At 59.8% G+C, this 19,260-nt stretch carries 13 protein-coding genes; 7 read left to right on the forward strand and 6 right to left on the reverse strand.

Annotation, left to right across the window (positions count from 1 at the left end):
• Positions 1-96: 96 nt before the first annotated feature.
• Together glnE and GSF27_RS08490 are read right to left on the reverse strand one after the other, a co-directional pair.
• On the reverse strand, positions 97-3,060 hold the full coding sequence (glnE, locus tag GSF27_RS08485; protein WP_202410360.1) for a bifunctional [glutamate--ammonia ligase]-adenylyl-L-tyrosine phosphorylase/[glutamate--ammonia-ligase] adenylyltransferase: 2,964 nt from the start codon (positions 3,058-3,060) through the stop codon (positions 97-99).
• An 88-nt stretch (positions 3,061-3,148) separates the two neighbouring features.
• Positions 3,149-4,918, reverse strand: coding sequence for a GspE/PulE family protein (locus tag GSF27_RS08490; protein WP_160967887.1), 1,770 nt, complete (start codon positions 4,916-4,918; stop codon positions 3,149-3,151).
• Positions 4,919-5,169: 251 nt separating this feature from the next.
• Between GSF27_RS08490 and GSF27_RS08495 the strand changes: the two genes are divergently transcribed.
• The 4 genes from GSF27_RS08495 to GSF27_RS08510 all read left to right on the forward strand — a co-directional run bounded on the left by GSF27_RS08495 (position 5,170) and on the right by GSF27_RS08510 (position 10,018).
• Entirely contained in the window at positions 5,170-5,850 is a 681-nt protein-coding gene (locus GSF27_RS08495; protein ID WP_160967889.1) for a TIGR00153 family protein, read from the forward strand.
• A 49-nt stretch (positions 5,851-5,899) separates the two neighbouring features.
• A complete protein-coding gene (locus GSF27_RS08500; protein WP_160967891.1) occupies positions 5,900-7,171 on the forward strand; it encodes an inorganic phosphate transporter in 1,272 nt (423 codons plus the stop codon).
• A 285-nt stretch (positions 7,172-7,456) separates the two neighbouring features.
• Complete coding sequence (locus GSF27_RS08505; RefSeq protein WP_160967893.1) at positions 7,457-8,875, forward strand: sigma-54 dependent transcriptional regulator; 1,419 nt, start codon at positions 7,457-7,459, stop codon at positions 8,873-8,875.
• 54 nt (positions 8,876-8,929) lie between these two features.
• Positions 8,930-10,018: a transporter gene (locus GSF27_RS08510; protein ID WP_160967896.1), complete on the forward strand. Its 1,089-nt coding sequence runs from the start codon at positions 8,930-8,932 to the stop codon at positions 10,016-10,018.
• A 33-nt stretch (positions 10,019-10,051) separates the two neighbouring features.
• Here GSF27_RS08510 and GSF27_RS08515 read toward each other — a convergent pair whose 3' ends face one another.
• From GSF27_RS08515 to GSF27_RS08530, 4 genes are all read right to left on the reverse strand, one after another.
• Complete coding sequence (locus tag GSF27_RS08515) at positions 10,052-10,906, reverse strand: hypothetical protein (protein WP_160967898.1); 855 nt, start codon at positions 10,904-10,906, stop codon at positions 10,052-10,054.
• Between the two features lie 81 nt (positions 10,907-10,987).
• Complete coding sequence (locus GSF27_RS08520) at positions 10,988-11,605, reverse strand: C39 family peptidase (RefSeq protein WP_202410361.1); 618 nt, start codon at positions 11,603-11,605, stop codon at positions 10,988-10,990.
• A 116-nt stretch (positions 11,606-11,721) separates the two neighbouring features.
• Positions 11,722-12,129: a hypothetical protein gene (locus tag GSF27_RS08525; protein WP_160967900.1), complete on the reverse strand. Its 408-nt coding sequence runs from the start codon at positions 12,127-12,129 to the stop codon at positions 11,722-11,724.
• 89 nt (positions 12,130-12,218) lie between these two features.
• Positions 12,219-13,538 (reverse strand): hypothetical protein, encoded by a 1,320-nt coding sequence (locus GSF27_RS08530; protein WP_160967903.1) that lies wholly within the window; start codon positions 13,536-13,538, stop codon positions 12,219-12,221.
• A 603-nt stretch (positions 13,539-14,141) separates the two neighbouring features.
• Between GSF27_RS08530 and GSF27_RS08535 the strand changes: the two genes are divergently transcribed.
• The 3 genes from GSF27_RS08535 to GSF27_RS08545 all read left to right on the forward strand — a co-directional run bounded on the left by GSF27_RS08535 (position 14,142) and on the right by GSF27_RS08545 (position 19,124).
• Positions 14,142-17,636, forward strand: coding sequence for an ATP-binding protein (locus GSF27_RS08535; RefSeq protein WP_160967906.1), 3,495 nt, complete (start codon positions 14,142-14,144; stop codon positions 17,634-17,636).
• Complete coding sequence (locus GSF27_RS08540; protein WP_160967908.1) at positions 17,633-18,547, forward strand: response regulator transcription factor; 915 nt, start codon at positions 17,633-17,635, stop codon at positions 18,545-18,547. The genes GSF27_RS08535 and GSF27_RS08540 overlap by 4 nt, the downstream gene beginning before the upstream one ends.
• A gap of 145 nt (positions 18,548-18,692) precedes the next feature.
• A complete protein-coding gene (locus tag GSF27_RS08545) occupies positions 18,693-19,124 on the forward strand; it encodes a hypothetical protein (protein WP_160967910.1) in 432 nt (143 codons plus the stop codon).
• Positions 19,125-19,260 lie beyond the last annotated feature (136 nt).

Raw genomic sequence — 19,260 nt, forward strand, 5'->3', positions numbered from 1 at the left:
AGAATCAGATCGTGCGCCGTAGGAGCGCGGTCCACCGCGCGATCTTTTGGTCTCAATATCGAAGCAGAACGTGGCTCTGCCTCCGGGCCCGGCAACTCACTCAGCCCCCAAATACTTCCCCCAAATCCGGGTCACATTAGCCCGCTCCACCACAAACTGATCCCCCGCCACCACCCCGGGCTGGCGCTGCAGCGCCAGCAGGTGGCCGGCGGAGCGATAGGCCTTGTAGGCCTCAATCAACTGTTCCGCATCCCCGGCCTCCATCAAACCGGCCGCCTGCAGGCTCTCCAGAACGCGGATGTTGTCGCTCCAGCGGGTCAGGCTGCGGTCCTGATGGGCCCAGGCCAGTACCGAGTACTGCACTAGAAATTCAATATCGACGATGCCACCGGCGTCCTGCTTGAGGTGGAACTGGGCAGCCTTCTCCTCCTCGCCACCCTTGGTACCCAGGTGGCTGCGCATCTTCTCGCGCATCTCCACCACCTCCTGTCGCAGCTTGTCCAGCTCCCGGGGTTGGGCCAACAGGTCTGCCCGCAGCTGCTCGAACTGCTCCGCCAAACCGCCACCACCGGCCACCACCCGCGCGCGGGTCAGGGCCTGATGCTCCCAGGTCCAGGCTTCTTCCCGCTGGTATTTCTCGAACGCGGTCAGCGACGACACCAGCAATCCTGAGTTGCCGGAGGGGCGCAGGCGCATATCCACCTCGTAGAGCTGACCGGAGACGGTCTGGGTATTGAGGATGTGGATGACCTTCTGCCCAAGGCGGGTGAAGTAGGTCTGGTTATCCAGCTCCTTGTCGCCATCGCTGTAGCGATTGGCCGGTGCGTTATGGATAAACACCAGGTCCAGGTCGGAACCGTGCCCCAGCTCAATGCCTCCCAGCTTGCCGTAGCCAACCACCACAAACTCCGGTTCCGGTTCGCCCTCGCCGGCAGTGGGGCGGCCGTGACGAACCTGCATCTGCTGCCAGCCAAGCTCTACCACATGCTCAAGGATCACTTCCGCCAACCACGTTAAGTAATCACTTACTTTCATCAACGGCAGCATGTCCGCGACTTCGCTGGCAGCTACCCGCAGGCCATGAGCCATGCGGAAGTAGCGCAGGGTCTCCATCTGGCTCTCCAGGTCTTCCCAGCTGATGCGCAGCATCTGCTGGCGCAGCTCGTCCCGCAGCTGGGCCTTGTCCGGCGGCTGGTAGAGGGCGCGGGGGTCCAGCAGTTCATCCAGCAGGGCCGGGTGCTTGGCCAGCTGGTCGGCAATCATGCTGCTGACACTGCAGAGGCGCACCAGCTGCTGCAGGGCGCCGGGGTTCTCCACCAGCAACAGCAGATAGGCTGTGCGTCGGGTGACCGCCTCCACCATCGACAGTACCCGGCGCAGGGTTTCCACCGGCTCCTGGCGCTCGGCCAACAGTTTCAGCAGGCGCGGCATCAGCGCGTCCAGTCGCGTCCGCCCCTCCGGCTGCATCACGGAGACCGCACGGCTGGTGGCCAGGGTCTGCAGCACACCGGCAACGTCCATGGCATCCTGCAGTCCGGCCTGCTCCAGGTGACGGGCCCAGCCCTCCAGGTCGGTCACCTCCAGCTGCGGCCCCACACCCTTGGGCCACAGGCTCTCCCACTCTTTGAGCTCATCGCCCTGCTGCTGCTCGCGCTCCGGCTCGGCGATCACCTTCTGGAAGTGGTCGTTGACCAACGCCCGGTGGCGATCCAGCTCGGCCAGGAAATCGTTCGCGGCCCCAAAGCCCATCACCCAGGCCAGCCGCTCCAGATCCGCCTTGTCCACCGGCAGCGACTGGGTCTGCTTGTCCTGATAGCCCTGGATGGCGTGTTCGGTATTGCGCAGGAAGGTATAGGCCTGTGCCAGCTCATCGGCCGCCCCCTCCGGCAGGAAGCCCTCTTCTTCCAGCAGCGGCAACAGCTTCAGTACCTGACGCTCGCGCAGGCGCACATCGCGACCACCGCGGATCATCTGGAACACCTGCACGATAAATTCCACCTCGCGGATGCCGCCGGCCCCCAGCTTCACATCGCTGTTGATGCCCTTGCGCTGCACCTCACGATTGATCAGCGCCTTCATGTCACGCATGGACTCGATGGCGCTGTAATCCAGGTAGCGGCGGTAGGTAAACGGCCGCAGCATCTCCATCAGCTGCTCTCCGGCCTTGACGCCGCCGGGCATCACGTCGCCGGTGCGCTGGTCCCCGGAGACCACCCGTGCCTTGATCATGGCGTAGCGTTCCCACTCCCGCCCCTGGGTCTGGTAGTACTCCTCCAGCGAATCAAAGTTGGCCACCAGCGGGCCGCTCTGGCCGTAGGGGCGCAGGCGCATGTCCACCCGGAAGACAAAGCCGTCCACGGTGGTGCTGTCGATGCTGGTAATGATCTTCTGCCCCAGCTTGATGAAGTACTCCTGGTTGGAGATGGACTTGCGACCACCTTCGGTCTCGCCGCTCTCGGGGTAGGAGAAGATCAGGTCGATATCGGAGGAGACATTGAGTTCATAGCCCCCCATTTTGCCCATGCCCAGCACCACCAGCGGCTGCGGCTGCTTGCTGTAGCGGCCTATGGGCTGGCCGTAGCGCGCCTGCAGCAAGCGGTCGTGGAAGGCCATGGAGGCCTGGATCACCACCTCGGCCAGGGCAGTCATATCGGCGGTGGTTTCGGTCATGGGCGCCAGGCGACAGAAATCCCGCCAGACAATGCGCAGCATCATGTCGCGGCGGAACTGGCGCAGGGCCCGGTCGAAGGCCTTGTCGTCGTCGCCGACGCTGGCCAGCCGCTGGCCCAGCAGGGCCTGCATCCCGTCCTGGGTCAGTGGCGCCTCCCACAGGCCGCTGGCCACCCACTCCACAAACGCCTGCGGCCGGTCGCAGGCGGACTGCAGCACAAAATCACTGGCGACAAACACACGTGCCAGCTGTGGCGGCAGCTGCGGGTGCTGCTGCAAGAGCTGTTCTAACTGTTGCTGCTGATCCGCCGGGGCACGGTGCTGCCAGAGTTCCTGGCTCTGCTGCAGGCGGGAATGAAGAAACGGGGGAATGGAATCGACGGGAAGCATGATGATCCTGTTGGCAGGGTTCAATTACGGGTCTGGGGTGGGCAGTCAGGGCTATCACCCGGCCACCGGGGCCGGGCCGGGCCGGGGATCAGTACTCCACCGGTGGCGCCACCCGCATAACCTCTTCAATGGTGGTAATGCCCTGTGCCACTTTCTGGGCACCGGACAAACGCAGGGTACGCATGCCTTCACGCATGGCCAGCTTGCGCAGCTCCGACAGGTCGCAGGGAGCTTCTACCAGCCCCTGCAACGACTCACTTAACGGCATGATTTCGTAGATGCCCTGACGGCCGAGGTAGCCGGTATTGCGGCACTCCAGGCACCCTACCGGTTTGTAGAACGCCTTTGGCGCCGGCGCCCGCCAGGGTGACACCAGCTGCTGCCAGGCGTCGCTGTCCACCTCACCCTGCGCCTTACAGTGGGGACAGAGGGTACGCACCAGTCGCTGCGCCATAATACCCAGCACCGTGGAGCGCAGCAGATATGAGGGCACACCCAGGTCCAGCAGGCGGGTGATACCGGTGGGGGCATCGTTGGTGTGCAGGGTGGAGATCACCAGGTGGCCGGTGAGGGCCGCCTGCACCGCCATCTGCGCCGTCTCCAGGTCGCGGATCTCCCCCACCATGATGATGTCCGGGTCCTGGCGCATCAGGGTGCGCAGGCCAGTGGCAAAATCGAGGCCGATATTGTGCTGCACCTGGGTCTGGTTAAAGGCCTCCTCCACCATCTCGATGGGGTCCTCAATGGTGCTGACGTTCACCTCGCTGGTGGCCAGCCGCTTGAGGGAGGAATAGAGGGTGGTGGTTTTACCGGAACCGGTGGGGCCGGTAACCAGCACGATACCGTGGGGACTCCCGAGCATGGATTGCCAGCGCTCATAGTCTTCGCCGGTGAGGCCCAGCTCGGTAAAGCTGCGCAGCAACACATCCGGGTCAAAGATCCGCATCACCAGCTTCTCGCCGAAGGCGGTGGGCAGGGTGGACAGACGCAACTCCACCTCGGTGCCATCGGGGCGCTTGGTCTTGATACGGCCATCCTGGGGCTTGCGCTTCTCGGCCACGTTCATGCGACCGAGGATCTTCAGGCGACTGGTGACCGCCGCGGTAATGGACGCAGGCAGCTCGTACACCTGGTGCAGCACACCATCAATGCGGAAGCGCACGCGGCCAATATCGCGACGGGGCTCGAGGTGGATATCACTGGCACGCTGGTCAAAGGCATATTGCAGCAGCCAATCTACGATATTGACGATGTGCTGGTCGTTGGCTTCCGGGTCCTTGCTGGTACCCAGCTCCAGCAACTGCTCGAAGTTGGTGACCGCCGAGGGGCCCGCCATGCCGGCGGCACCACTGATGGAGCGGGACAGGGTATAGAACTCCACCATGTAGCGGTCGATATCGGACGGCAGGGCAAACACCCGCTTGACCCGACGGCGCGAGACATGCTCCAGCTGCGGTACCCAGTCATCCAGGTAGGGCTGCTTGCAGGCCACCTGGATCTCGTCACTGTTGCTGTTGACGCAGAGGATGCCGTGGCGCTTGGCAAAGGCGTAGGACATCACTTCGGAGGCCTTCGCCACGTCAATCTTGAGGGGGTCAATGTGCACCAGCGCCAGCCCTGCCCGCTCCGCCAGCCACTGGCAAATACGCTGCTCGTCCAGGGTGCGGCCAGGCTGGGAGCGGTCTTCGAGGCGCTGGCTGGCCACATAGCTGACCGGGTGCATGGTGGCCTGTTCGCGGGTGCGGCTCTGGCCGGCGACAAAGTTGGCGTCAGTGGCGCTGAGACGCCCGTCCGCCACCAGATCATCCAACAGATTGCGCAGTTCCAGTACGCGCCCGATCATGACCGCTTTATTCATAGATTGCCCTGTAACACCCTGATATTCAGTAAGCGCTATGCTTCTTTATTTGTAATCTGCATGATGACAGCCATTGTAGTCTCAATTCCAGTCCTGCGGCAGCGATGCCCGACCGCAGCGGGAGGCAGTTCTCACGTCCACAACCCGCCTTTGGCGGGGTCGGCGGCGGCGTAAGAAAAATGTCATTTTTTTAATGAGTTCTGGCGCAGCACTCTTTATACTCCGCGCCAGCAAACAGAGGGAGCCTAGTCATGCCCATCTCCAACCCCCTGAGCAACCTGTTTGGTAAGTCACCCATCAAGCCCATTCAGGAGCATATGGAAGTGGCCCACCAGGCAGTACAGCTGCTGACGCCGTTTTTCGACGCCGTCACCAAAAACGACTGGCAAGCCGCCGGCAAGGTTCAGAAAGACATCGGCGAGCTGGAAAACAAAGGCGATACGCTCAAGCGTGAAATCCGCCGTCACCTTCCCAAAAGCCTGTTCCTGCCCGTGCCCCGCTCGGACCTGCTGGAACTGCTCTCCATGCAGGACAGTATCGCCAACCGCGCCAAGGATATCGCCGGCATCATGCTCGGCCGTGAAATGTCCCTGCCCACGGCGATCGAAGCCGACATGCTCAAGTTTGTCGAGACCTGCATCGCCACCAGTGCCCAGGCACTGACGGCCATTAACGAACTCGACGAACTGCTGGAGACCGGTTTTGCCGGCCGCGAACTGCAGATCGTGGAAAACCTGATCCAGGAGCTGGACAACCTGGAGAGCCTGACGGACGACCTTGAAGTCACTGTCCGCAGCACACTGTTCAAAATCGAGAAGGAACTACCACCGGTGGATGTGATTTTCCTCTACCGGGTCATTGAGTGGGTAGGAGACGTGGCCGACCGGGCACAAAAGGTCGGATCCCGCCTGCAACTGTTGCTGGCCCGCTGACGCGGGATCAGCCAGAGAACGATAACGACTCAAATAGGTACGACTCACCATGTCTATTCTTGCAGAGCACGGCCAGACCCTACTTATCCTGGCCTGTATTTTTGGTGTCTTCATGGCCTGGGGCGTAGGTGCCAACGATGTGGCCAACGCCATGGGCACCTCCGTCGGCTCACGAGCCCTCACCATCAAACAGGCGATCGTCATCGCCATGATCTTCGAATTCCTCGGTGCCTACCTGGCCGGTGGTGAAGTGACCTCCACCATCCGCAAGGGCATCATCGACCCTGCAACGCTCACGGACACACCGGAACTGCTGGTGTTCGGCATGATGTCGTCGCTGCTGGCGGCGGGCACCTGGCTGCTGATCGCCAGTTTGCTCGGTTGGCCGGTCTCCACCACCCACTCCATCGTCGGCGCCATCGTTGGTTTCGCCGCCGTGGGCATCTCGGTAGACGCCGTGGCCTGGGGCAAGGTGGGCACCATTGTCGCCAGCTGGGTAGTGTCGCCACTGCTGGCCGGCACCATCAGTTTCTTCCTCTTCCGCACGGTGCAGAAACTGATTCTCAACACCGAAAACCCCTTCGCCAACGCCAAGCGCTACATCCCGCTGTACATGTTCGCCGTGGGCTTCCTGATGGCCATGGTCACCATGCTCAAGGGCCTCAAGCACGTGTTCAAGGACATGGGCGTGGAGCTGAGCTTTGCCCAGGACGCCGGCATCGCGTTCTTGATCGGCCTGCTGGTGATGGGTATCGGTATGCTGCTGCTGCGCAACATCAAGGACGAGGGCAACAAGGGCAACCGCTTTGCCAGCGTTGAGCGTGTCTTCGGCGTACTGATGATCTTTACCGCCTGTGCCATGGCCTTTGCCCACGGCTCCAACGACGTGGCCAATGCCGTTGGCCCACTGGCCGCGGTTTACGGCGTCATCGCCACCGGCGCAGTAGCCTCCAAATCTGTCATGCCCAGCTGGATCCTGCTGCTGGGTGGTATCGGTATCGTCGTCGGTCTGGCCACCTACGGCTGGAAAGTGATCGCCACCATCGGCAAGAAGATCACCGAGCTGACCCCGAGTCGCGGCTTCGCTGCCGAGCTGGGTGCCGCCGCCACCGTGGTGCTGGCCTCAGGTACCGGCCTGCCCATCTCCACCACCCACACACTCGTTGGTGCGGTTCTGGGCGTGGGCCTGGCCCGCGGTATCGGCGCGCTGAACCTGGGTGTGATCGGCACCATCTTCACCAGCTGGCTCATCACCCTGCCCGCCGGCGCCGGCCTGGCAATCCTGTTTTTCTTCTTCTTCAAGGGCCTGTTCGGCGCTTGATCATCCTTGCGTGTGACCACCGCGAGCGGTCACACGCAGCCGCCTTGCCGTACACCCCGCCCCTCACTGACACGCCAATCCACTCTTTCTCCGTAAAATGTCGAGCGCGCTGCCATCCGGTTATGCAGCCATGTTTTTATACTGAATTCGTCTTTTCACTTTAGTTTGACCACTACTATGCTTCGGAGCACTTGTAAAAAGTTCTAACCAGACCGGCTGAAAACCGATAGTTACTGACCGCAGGATGCCGGTCATATGTAGTGGTTTACAGAAGAAGGGATTCCTATGTTCAGCAAAAACCTCGGCGTTTGGCATGTGGGGTTTTGTAAACCGGAAGAGACCCGCGCATTGGCACAGCAGCTGCCACACTGGCGTCTTGTTCCGGTACACCTGCCTCACTCACTGCCCATTAACCTCTCCCATCGGCCCATGGCAGCCGCCATTGTCTGTCTCTCGTCCGCAATGACTGAGGCGCAACTCCATGACCTGACCGATACCCTACAGAACAATCCCCAGCTTCCCTGGGTAGCCCTGCTTAACAGCGATGGACTGCAGCAACCGCGGCTGCGACAGCTGGTCACGGATTTCACGCTTGGCTTCCAGTTACATCCGGTGGACGCCGGCGCCCTGGACCACATGCTGCGCCACGCCCACGCCATGCACCAGTTGCGGCAACCCAGCCGCTATCACCACACCCGTTTCCAGGCGAGCCACAACGGCAGCTCACTGCTGGGCGGCAACAGCAGCGCCATCCAGCACATTCATCATCTGATTGAACGGGCCGCGGCGGTGGATGCTCCGGTACTGATCACCGGCGAAAGCGGCACCGGCAAGGAGTTGGTGGCGCGGGAGCTGCATCGCTTATCACCGCGGCGCAACAATCCCTTTGTTGCCGTCAATTGCGGCGCCATTCCCCAGGGGCTGACACAGTCAGAACTGTTCGGCCATGAGAAAGGGGCGTTTACCAACGCCACCGAACGTCAGATCGGCAAAGTGGAGTCCGCCCACCAGGGCAGCCTGTTTCTCGATGAGATCGGCGAACTGCCACTGGAGCAGCAGGTGAACTTCCTGCGCTTTTTGCAGGACGGCGTGATCCAGCGTGTGGGCGGGCGGCAGAGCATTGATGTGGACCTGCGCATCATTGCCGCCACCAACGCCGACCTGGAAAGTGCCATCAGTGAACAACTGTTCCGCGAAGACCTCTACTACCGGCTCAATGTACTGCACATCCACATGCCGCCCCTGCGCGAACGTGATGACGACTGTGTCATGCTGGCCGAACAGTTCCTGCAGGAGCAGCTGCCCGGCATCCGGCCGCTGCGCTTTTCACCCCAGGCGACCAAAGCCATTCGCCTGTACCCCTGGCCCGGCAATGTGCGGGAGCTGAAGAATCGCATCTTCAAGGCGGCGGTGATGGCCGAGGGGCAGGTGATCACCACCGCTGACCTGGACCTGGAGCAGGCACCACAGCTGCCCCGCCCCGGCACCCTTAACCAGGCCCGGGAACAGGCCGAGGCCGACAGCATCCTCGCCTCCCTGCGCTACACTAACAACAACGTCTCCGAAGCCTCGCGGCTGTTACAGATCTCGCGACCGACGCTCTACAAACTCATGAGCCGGCACAACATTTCGCCCGACCACGAGGAGTACCCCGGGCGCCAGCCGATCACCCCCGGCATGGAGCACAGCCGCCGCGCCGGGTGAACCCGCAGATAAAAAAAATTCCTGACTGCAATCCTTAACGGCAAGGAGGCCTTGATGTTCTCTGCCCTTACCGACCGTATACAACCACCCGGTCCTGCCCCCCTGCTGCTGGCGCTGGGCATCCTGTCAATCAGCTGCCCGCTCGCCGCACAGCAAGCATCCAGCGGCTCCAGCGTTGGCACGGAGAACAAAGCCCGCGAACAACAGGTGAGTGAGGTGGTTTCCAGTGTCACCAGCCGCGGCATTCTCACCACCCAGGGCTCACTGATTGTGGAACCCTCTTTCAGCTACACCCACAGCTCCTCAACGGTTGTCGCCATCGAAGGCTTTACCGTGTTGCCGGCGCTGATCATCGGCCTGATCAACATCAGTCAGGCGGAGAGGGACATCCTCACTTACGCGCTGACCTTTCGCTATGGCATCACCTCGCGACTGGAGGTGAGCCTGCGCGCGCCCTATCTCGATATTGACGAGAGCATCCGTGAGCGCCAGGCGCTGGACGGTACGCCGATAGACCTCATCAGTGATACCAGCGGTGACGGCTGGGGTGACCTGGAGATGAGCATTAACTACCAGCTCAACGACGGCGGTTATGGCCTGCCCTACTTTATCGGCAATCTGCGCATCAAGAGCGACAGCGGCACCAGCATTTTCGACCTCGATCGCCGCACACTGGTAAACGACCAGGGCGCAATTGTAGGAGTGATCTTTGATGAGCAGCCCACCGGCTCCGGCTTCTGGGCGGTGCAGCCGGGACTGACGCTGCTCTACCCGTCGGATCCGGCGGTGGTCTACGGCAGCATCAGTTACCTGTGGAATATCAAGGACGACAAGGGTCCGGAGTTTGGCGGCACCGTTAACCCGGGTGACATTATCGGCTTCAGTTTCGGCATGGGCTTTGCGGTCAACGAACGCACCTCCTTCAGCCTGGGCTACGAACATAACATCATAGATCGCACCACCGTTGAGGTGCACTCCGACGTGACCGACGCGGAGTTCGATCGCTTCCACGCCGGCAGCCTGCTGTTTGGCCTCACCCAACAGGTGACCCGCAAGCAAACCATCAACCTGTCACTGGCGGTGGGCGTCACCGAGCAGAGCCCTGATGTACAGATCACCCTCAAGGCGCCACTGCAATTCTGAAATTCTCTCCGCCCGCCAGCACACCCCCGGTCATCAACGACTGTAGTACTGGAGGCTGGGCAACATGTGACGTCCCAGCCCCGGCACACCGCGAGGACCAAGTCCCGACAGTTCGATGTTCAGGGTCTCCAGTGTCTGGATCATGCGATTGTCGGCGGCATTCTGGATCAGAGTGGTGGTGGCCGTCTGGGCAATATTGGTCATCGACTGGCTGACATGCACCGGCGTATTCAACGCCATACTGACCGCTTGACCGGCGTCTGCCGACAACGCCCTGGCAGGGGTGAGACTCGACGCCGATTGTACCTGCGTCGCATCCACCAGACTCAGGGTTGCGGTATCACGCTTCACACCTGCCTGTGCATTGGAATCCACTTGCAGGTCGAAGCCACTACCGCTGGTATCCACGGCCGGGTTCGCCTGCAGCGCCTGTGCTGTGGTGGCCAGTGCCTGCTGGCCCCTGGCATCCAGCCCGGGATGATTCTGTACCTGCGGATTGGACAGGGCGGACTCCATGGCATTCATGCTGGTGGCCATATTCTCCTGCATGGTGTTTTTCATGGCCTCCATATCCTGGCTCATGGCCTGCATCTGTTGATCCATTGCCTGCATGCGATTGTTCATATCAGGCAGCGTCAGCGTGGAGCGGGCCACCACTACGCCATCAATCAGGGTTACCCGCTCGAAACCGATACGCACGTTAAAGCCTTCGGCGGTCAGAAAGCCGCCACGCTGCTCATTGAGTTCAGCCTCTGCCAGAGGTCGGGGCAAATTCTGCAACAGGGCATGGGCACGCCCGGTCGACAGCTCCGCCGTCAGTGACTGCAGGCTATGGGTGCCCAGTAACAGGCAAATTCCCCAGCCGGTATTTCGTAATGCGCGGTTCATGGAATGCCTCCTGGCGCAACGCTCCTCACACTTTATAAACGGTGTTTCTGTTACGGGGCACAGCCCCCTTCCCTTCGCAACTCAGTAGTTACCCTGGCCGGGCAAGCCGACCAGGAACTGCGAAACACTCTGACGTCGTAAAAAATTGCCATAGCGAAATTCATTGTGTCCCTGCCAGGCCAGGTCGGTGTTATAGCTGCTGCGCCCGGCATCGGCGTGACTGCGGATCAGGAACACCAAGCCGTTCCAGCCCGCTTCGAACTCTTCGCGGGTAAACACCCGCGCACCCACGGCGGGGTCGGCCACCAGCACCCGGTCCTCCCGCACGCCACGCACTACCACAAAATGGTTGTAACCGTTGGTGTTGATAATCGTGACCGCCGGCACCTTCACCGTGCCGTTCAGCTGATCCAGGGTCAGGCGGAAGCCGTCGGCCTTGTAGCCACGGGCCTGCAGGTAGCGCTTCATGTCCAGCATGGAAAACCCTTCACGCCGGACCTTTTCTGCATCGGCATGCTCCAGCATGCCTTCAAACACTTCCTGCTCGTTGACCCTGAACTGGTAGTGATAGGTCAGCAGCGTCGCCAGCGCGGCGGAACCACAACTGAAATCGTACTGCTGCTTGATCACATCCCGAAAACGCCGCTCCTTGTAGCTCTCTACGGGGAACTGATAGGAACCTCCGATACCCGGCAGCAATACCCCGCCGGCGGCGGCATTACCTGCAAGACAGAAAAAAAGCAGGCAACAACCAACTATTTGCCTCCCCGGATTGCCACCTGCTTTAACAAGTCGTCCGTGCACATCATCACCTGTCACTGCTGGAATATCACATTTACCATGGTGGATTTCTGGATAACAACACCATTGCCACTGTTCTGGATTACCGAGGTAATTCCCGAAGCACCGGAAAAGGCATTATCCGAGATGGTGTTGTCACCGGTGACCGAGTCGCTGATGTGGTTATCCCGCAACAGAGCGTTCTGCTCTGATTTATTGAGTTGAAACGTCATGTCCAATGACACACCGGCTGCGGCACTTTGACCGGCCAGCTGATCACCATCCAGTGCCTCAGCATCCAGCTGCAGCAACTGACCGTCAGCATTTGCCAACGGCAACTGTCCGAGAAAACCCAGCAGCAGTACGGCCGCCCACAGAGATTGACGAGGTTTCCGCTCACTGATGTCAGCCGATGTGCAGTTGGAATTCATTAGTCTACACATAACGGGCTCCTTTCCCTGGCTGTCGTGTTGCAAGGCCGGCCAGCGGTGTAGCCACTGGCCGGCAATGACGCTTGCGCGTCACAGGGTTGTTACAACGACAGGTTGGACTGCACAGTCACACTACCCTGGGTAAGGGCTCCGGCGCCGCTGTTCTGGTTGATAACCGCAATACCGGTGTGGCTGACTCCACCATTAATGGTGTTCTGGTTATTCACTACGCCACCGTTGTTAGCGGCAGAACCGATGTAGGTGTTACCAGAGACAGACCCGCTCAACTCGGACTCATTCAGCGCCATGGAGATATCGATATCGCCGATATTGGTGCTGTTATCAGTCATGGAGTTGTCGCTGTTGTCCATCTTGAACGAGTCGTTGATGGCAACACTGTTGTCAGAGTTATCAGAATTGTCGGAATTATCGGAGTTATCTGAATTGTCCGAGTTATCTGAGTTGTCTGAGTTGTCAGCTTTAAACGAATCGTTGATTGCTACGCTGTTGTCCGAGTTGTCTGAATTATCGGAATTATCAGAGTTGTCGGAGTTATCGGAGTTGTCTTCCATGGAGTTATCCTGGAAGGAATCACTCACCGCCAGATCAACATTGCCCTGATCGCTGTTATCAGAGTTATCAGAGTTGTCGGTGTTGTCGTTATCCTGGAAGGAGTCACTGACAGCAAGGTCAACATCGGTATTGCCCTGATCACTGTTGTCACTGTTATCAGAGTTGTCGGTATTATCGTTGTCCTGGAAGGAGTCACTGACAGCGAGATCTACATCGGTATTGCCCTGATCACTGTTGTCGCTGTTATCAGAGTTGTCCGAGTTGTCTGAATTGTCCGCCTTGAACGAATCGTTGATACCAACATCGGTATTGCCTTGATCGCTGTTGTCGGAGTTGTCGGAGTTATCCTCCATGGAGTTATCCTGGAAGGACTCATTCACTGCCAGATCAGTATTGCCCTGGTCACTGTTGTCTGAGTTGTCTGAGTTATCTTCCATTGAGTTATCCTGGAAGGACTCATTCACTGCCAGATCAGTGTTGCCCTGGTCACTGTTGTCTGAGTTGTCTGAGTTATCTTCCGCGGAGTTATCCTGGAAGGACTCATTCACCGCCAGGTCAGTATTGCCCTGATCACTGTTATCGGAGTTGTCACTGTTATCCGAATTATCGGAGTTGTCGGAATTGTCCTGGAACGAATCCGAGGTTTTGAAAGAGTCGCTGGCGTTGGCACTGTTGTCCGAGTTGTCGGAATTATCCGAGTTGTCAGAGGCGTCGAAAGTACCGTCATCCTGAGCGACTGAACCATAGCCCGCCACATTGTTGTTGTCCGCATCTGCCCATACAGGCACTGCGGAACACATACCTACCGCAATGGCAGCAGCCAGAAGATTACGTTTGAAGTCCATCATCTTAATTCTCCTTAAATCTAACCAGATTTTTTAGATACCGCGTTCCTGCGGTCGCACCTTTGTGTCGCTGCCACGCCGGTGTCTTGCTCTCGCGTTACAACGACCCGGCATAGGGAAGAGCAGAATGTGTACCACTCACCGGAAGAGAGTTGGCAAGCGCCTGATTTACAAGTAATTTGCCAACAGGTTACGCAGCCGGCCCACAAAGCCCGGGGCAATGAATAAGGTGAGCGGCGCCAGCGAGGGCGGAAAGCTGTTAAGCGAGAGACAACATTCGGCGACGGCGACGGACAAGCCTTGCCGAATCAGATACTTAGCCTGTCACTGCAGGTGTTAACTGGCATTAACAACCACCAGCTGGCGGGAAACGCCGCAACGGGCGGGAGCAGGCAGTAAATAGCCCGGGCAGGCGGTAAACAGCATCACTACACACGCTTATGGCCGCAGATGACTCCTTCACACGGGGAATGCTGACCAAACCGCCCCATTGGCGCCTCCTATCCCTGTAAGCACACTGGTAGAATGGCGCGACTTTTGCGTGAAATGCAGGGCAAGCCGGACAGGGATACCTCGCCGGTACCCGTCCATAAAACAGGAAATACTATGCGGGCCACACAATCCATCTTCCGCGTCCGGCGCCAGTACAATAAATGGGTCGGCGACGAAACCCTGGAAGATTACGCCCTGCGATTTACCGCTAAGGGCGCGCGCCGCTGGAGCATTTTTCATATCGGCTCCACCGCTCTCGGCGCCACTGCGTTCCTGGCGCTGGAGGCATTGGCGGCAGCGGCCACCATCCAGTACGGCTTTATCAATATGCTGTGGGCCATGCTGGCAGTATCGCTGGCGATCTTTATCGTCGGCTTTCCCATCAGCTACTACTCCGCCCGCCACGGCCTCGATATCGACCTGCTCACCCGCGGCGGCGGTTTTGGCTACCTGGGCTCCACTATCACCTCGCTTATCTACGCCTCGTTTACCTTTATCTTTTTCGCCATCGAGGCGGCGATCTTTGCCTCGGCACTAAAAGCCCTCTTCGCTATCCCCCTGTGGCTGGGCTACATCATCAGCGCCCTGATGGTGGTGCCCATCGTCACCCACGGCATCAAGGCCATCAGCCGCTTCCAGGTGGGCAGCCAACCCATGTGGCTGCTACTGCAGATTGTGGCGCTGGCGGCGGTAGTGTGGTTCGAGGCGCCGCGGCTGGAGAACTGGACCCAGTACACCGCGCGGGAATACCCCCAGCACCAGGGCTTTAACCTGATGCTGTTCGGTGCCTGTGTGGCGATCTTCTTCGCCATGATTGCCCAGATCGGCGAGCAGGTGGACTACCTTCGTTTTATGCCGCCGAAGACAAAGGAGAACCGGGTCAGCTGGTGGTTCTGGCTGATTCTCTCCGGCCCCGGCTGGATCTTTATCGGCATCATCAAAATGCTGCTGGGCTCCTTCCTCGCCTACCTGGCCATTACCCAGGCCATGCCCATCGAGAAGGCCACTGACCCGGTGCACCTCTACCAGATGGCCTTCAGCTACATCACCGACATGCCGCACCTGTCACTGATCCTCTCCGGGGTGATGGTGATCCTGTCGCAGATGAAGATTAACGTCACCAACGCCTACGCCGGCTCCATCGCCTGGTCCAACTTCTTCTCCCGCCTCACCCACAGCCACCCCGGCAGGGTGGTGTGGCTGGTGTTCAATGTCAGCATCGCCCTGATCCTGATGGAGGTGGGCATCTACCAGGTGCTGGAAGCGGTGCTGGGGATCTTTGCCATTGTCGCCATCAGCTGGCTGGCCAGCCTCGCCGCCGACCTGCTGATCAACAAGCCGCTGGGACTGAGCCCGCCGGTGACCGAATTCCGCCGCGCCCACCTTTACGACATCAACCCGGTGGGTGTCGGCTCCATGTTGCTGGCCTCGGCGCTGGGGCTGGTCTGCTACCTCGGCTACTTCGGCCAGAACGCCAGCTACCTGGCCCACTTCATCAGCCTTGGCGCCTGCTTTGTGCTGGCCCCCGCCATCGCCTGGGTCACCGGCGGCCGCTTCTACCTGGCCCGTTCGCCAGCGCTGATCCCGGTCTCCGAGTGGCAACCCGCCGACTCCAGCGACGATGCCACCACTGCCCAGTTGCTGCTGGGCGACAGCGACATTGCCGCCAACGGCAAGGCTCAGTGCTGTATCTGCGAGAGCGAGTTTGAGCTGGAGGACATCAGCCACTGCCCCGCTTATCAGGGCGCGATCTGCTCCCTCTGCTGCTCACTGGACGCCCGCTGCCTGGACGCCTGCAAACCGGACGCCGGCCTGCGGGCACAACTCAACCAGTGGCTGGAAGGCTTTGCGCCGCCATCAGTGATGCGCCTGTTTAACTCCCGCATCATCCGCTTTATGGGCATCCTGGCAGCGGTGGGCCTGATTAACGCCGCCTTCCTGTCCGCCATCTACAGCCACCTGCGACCGGACAACGCCGCCGAGGCAGAGCTGCTGCGCACCACCATCTGGATGATCTTCTACGCCCTGATGATTATCTCCGGGGTGATCTCCTGGCTGATCCTGCTGGCCCACGAGAGCCGCCTGGTAGCCCAGCAGGAATCCAACCGCCAGACGCAACTGCTGATGGACGAGATCGAGGCCCACAAAGAGACCGACAAGGCGCTGCAGGCTGCCAAGGAGCAGGCCGAACGCGCCAACGACGCCAAGAGCCGCTACCTCTCCGGCATCAGCCATGAGCTGCGCACGCCGCTGCAATCGATCCTCGGCTACGCCCAGCTGCTCTCCGTGAAACAGGATATCCCCCGCCAACACAACAACGCCCTCAACATCATCCGCAACAGCGGCGAGTACCTGGCCGGTCTGATCGAGGGCCTGCTGGACATCTCCAAGATTGAAGCCGGCCGCCTCGACATCTACCGCAACCAGGTACGGCTACCGGAACTGCTGGAGCAGCTGGTGGAGATGTTCCGCCAGCAGGCGCAACTGAAAGGGATCGAGTTCCACTTCCACCAGCACCACCGCCTGCCACAGGTGGTGATCACCGATGAGAAGCGACTGCGCCAGATCCTCACCAACCTGCTCTCCAACGCCGTCAAATACACCGAAAAAGGCCGCGTCGATTTTCACGTTTACTACCGCAACCAGGTGGCCGAATTCGCCGTTATCGACACCGGCATCGGCATTCACAGCCGCGACATCGAGCGCATCTTTACCCCCTTTGAGCGGGTGCGTAACCGCCACTCGTCGCACATTCCCGGCACCGGCCTGGGCCTCACCATCGTGCGCCTGCTGACCGAAATCATGGGCGGCAACCTGGACATTCGCAGCACCCCCGGCAAGGGCAGCTGCTTTACCGTCTCCATGATGCTCTCCTGGGTCACCGGCGACGCCACCGAAATCCCGCCCAACAAGGTGATCCGTGGCTACTCCGGCCCCCGCCGCACCGTCATGGTGGCGGACGACGAACCCCTGCACCGCGGCCTGCTCACCGACATCCTCGCCCCGCTGGGCTTTACCGTGATCGAAGCGCAGCACGGCAGCGACTGCCTGGAACAACTGAAGCAACTGCAGCGCGACCAGCAGATGCCCGACGCCTTTGTGCTGGACGTCAACATGCCGGACCTCAGCGGCCTGGACCTGGCACGACTGATCCGCGACAAGGGTTTCAGTGGTCCCATCATGATGATGTCCGCCGAGGCCAACGAAAAACACCGCACCCCGCCCTACCAGCGCCAGGGCGCCCCACTGCCAGACGACGATGGGCTAGCCCACGACGACTATATGGTGAAGCCCATCCGCAACCAGCTGTTCCTCGACAGGCTGGGCCAACTGCTGCAGCTGGAGTGGCTCTACTGGTCCGACAGCGACGATAGCGAATCCGCCCTCCCCCCGCAGGAACCCACCGCCCTCGAGCTGCCGGAACACCCGCTGCTGCAGCAACTGCTGCGCAAAGTGCAGGTGGGCCACCGCAAAGGCGTGCTCGATACGCTGGATGAGATACAATCGGCCGCGCTACTGAGCGAGCCGCAACTGGAACTGCTGCGCCAGTACGCCTACGCCCTGCGTTTTGAGGAGCTGGAACAACTGCTGGAGGCAAACCACGCATGAGCGACATGGACCGACAAGACATCATCCTGGTAGTGGACGACTCCCCGGACTCCCTCAGCCTCATCAGTGACGCGCTGGAAGAGGCCGGCATCAGCGTGCTGGTAGCCCTCGACGGCCAGCAGGCCATCACCATCGCCCGCCGCCTGCGCCCCGACATGATCCTCATGGACGCGGTAATGCCAAAGATGGACGGCTTCGAAGCCTGCCGCACCCTCAAAGCCGATCCCGACCTGGCCTCCATCCCGGTCATCTTTATGACCGGCCTCGCCGACACCGACAACATCGTCAAGGGACTGGAAGCCGGCGGCGTCGACTACCTCACCAAACCCATCAAGCCCGCCGAACTGCTGGCGCGCATGAAAGTACACCTCTCCAACGCCCGCCTCACCAGCAGCGCCCACTCCGCCCTCGACTCCGCCGGCCAATACCTGCTCACCGTCGACACCCGCGGCCAGCTGCTGTGGTCCACCCCTCAGGTAAGACAACAACTGGCCATCACCGACGCCCCCGGCCAGCCTCCCCTGAGCGAGGCACAGAGCCAGCGCATTGCCGAATGGCTCGCCAACCACCCCACCCCGCAACAGAAAATGCGCCTGCCGGAACTGCCGGAAACCATGGTGCTGGCCTTTGTGGAACAACGGGGCCGCGAAGAGTACCTGCTGCGTCTCTCTGGCAACGACGAACTCTCGCAACAGCAACTGTTCCAGAAAAAACTCAACCTCACCGGCCGCGAAGCCGAAGTCCTGCACTGGATCGCCTGCGGCAAAACCAACCGTGAAATTGGCGAGATTCTCAGCATCAGCCCGCGCACTGTAAACAAACACCTGGAGCAGGTTTATCAGAAGATTGGGGTGGAGAACCGGACGGCGGCGGCCAGTGTGGCGTTGCGGACTATGGGGGAGGTGCAGTAACTTTTGGGTGCAGGGCTACTTTTTCTGCAACCGCCATCAGAATTGGGGGCAACCTTAAGGATGGAAAATTCCGTTCCCGGCCCATTCAACTTAGTCAGTTCAACCCCAGAAGCTGGGCTTGTACACCTGTAGAGAGGAGCTTCAAGTGACAACCAAACTTACACTAGATATTTCCAAAGGAATACTTGAAGTTGAAGGAAGTGAGAAATTTGTATATCAGATCTACACTGACTTTAAGAATGCACTGGCTTCACAGAAAGACAAAACAGATCAGACCACACCAGAACCTCACAGGTGTAGCGGCCTGAATGAAGAGGCGAGTAGCTTTTCGGAGACAGAAAACACACCTCAACCGGGCACATTCAGCGGCCATTACAGAGAAACATCTGACGACTACTCTATAAAAGTAGGTGGCGGCAGTATTTATATAAAACCACTGCAAAGAGGATTGGTAATAACGGCGCACCCAAAGTCGGAGCATTTGCTGACCTCAGCACTTGGAACACCATCCGGGCGCGACAGCCCTAATTCTATTAACTATGCCAAATGGGAAATTTTAAAGGACACAAGCCGATAGACCTTCGAGAGGTCAAACAAGCCGCGGATCAATGGGATCAGCGTCACTTAAAATAGAGCAACAGAATCCTGCAGATGCAGCCACCATATCTTTCCAGAACACACAAAGACTCAGACCCCGTCAGTCCTGTCTAAAA

It is taken from the genome of Pseudomaricurvus sp. HS19 (genome assembly GCF_009857815.1).
Taxonomy (GTDB): domain Bacteria; phylum Pseudomonadota; class Gammaproteobacteria; order Pseudomonadales; family Cellvibrionaceae; genus Pseudomaricurvus.

Excerpts from the sequence above, each read along its gene's own strand:
- GSF27_RS08515 (WP_160967898.1), bottom strand. The coding sequence starts at position 10,906 with ATGAACCGCGCATTACGAAATACCGGCTGGGGAATTTGCCTGTTACTG.
- glnE (WP_202410360.1), bottom strand. The coding sequence starts at position 3,060 with ATGCTTCCCGTCGATTCCATTCCCCCGTTTCTTCATTCCCGCCTGCAG.
- GSF27_RS08535 (WP_160967906.1), top strand. The coding sequence starts at position 14,142 with ATGCGGGCCACACAATCCATCTTCCGCGTCCGGCGCCAGTACAATAAA.
- GSF27_RS08490 (WP_160967887.1), bottom strand. The coding sequence starts at position 4,918 with ATGAATAAAGCGGTCATGATCGGGCGCGTACTGGAACTGCGCAATCTG.
- GSF27_RS08540 (WP_160967908.1), top strand. The coding sequence starts at position 17,633 with ATGAGCGACATGGACCGACAAGACATCATCCTGGTAGTGGACGACTCC.
- GSF27_RS08530 (WP_160967903.1), bottom strand. The coding sequence starts at position 13,538 with ATGATGGACTTCAAACGTAATCTTCTGGCTGCTGCCATTGCGGTAGGT.
- GSF27_RS08505 (WP_160967893.1), top strand. The coding sequence starts at position 7,457 with ATGTTCAGCAAAAACCTCGGCGTTTGGCATGTGGGGTTTTGTAAACCG.
- GSF27_RS08525 (WP_160967900.1), bottom strand. The coding sequence starts at position 12,129 with ATGTGTAGACTAATGAATTCCAACTGCACATCGGCTGACATCAGTGAG.
- GSF27_RS08495 (WP_160967889.1), top strand. The coding sequence starts at position 5,170 with ATGCCCATCTCCAACCCCCTGAGCAACCTGTTTGGTAAGTCACCCATC.
- GSF27_RS08500 (WP_160967891.1), top strand. The coding sequence starts at position 5,900 with ATGTCTATTCTTGCAGAGCACGGCCAGACCCTACTTATCCTGGCCTGT.
- GSF27_RS08510 (WP_160967896.1), top strand. The coding sequence starts at position 8,930 with ATGTTCTCTGCCCTTACCGACCGTATACAACCACCCGGTCCTGCCCCC.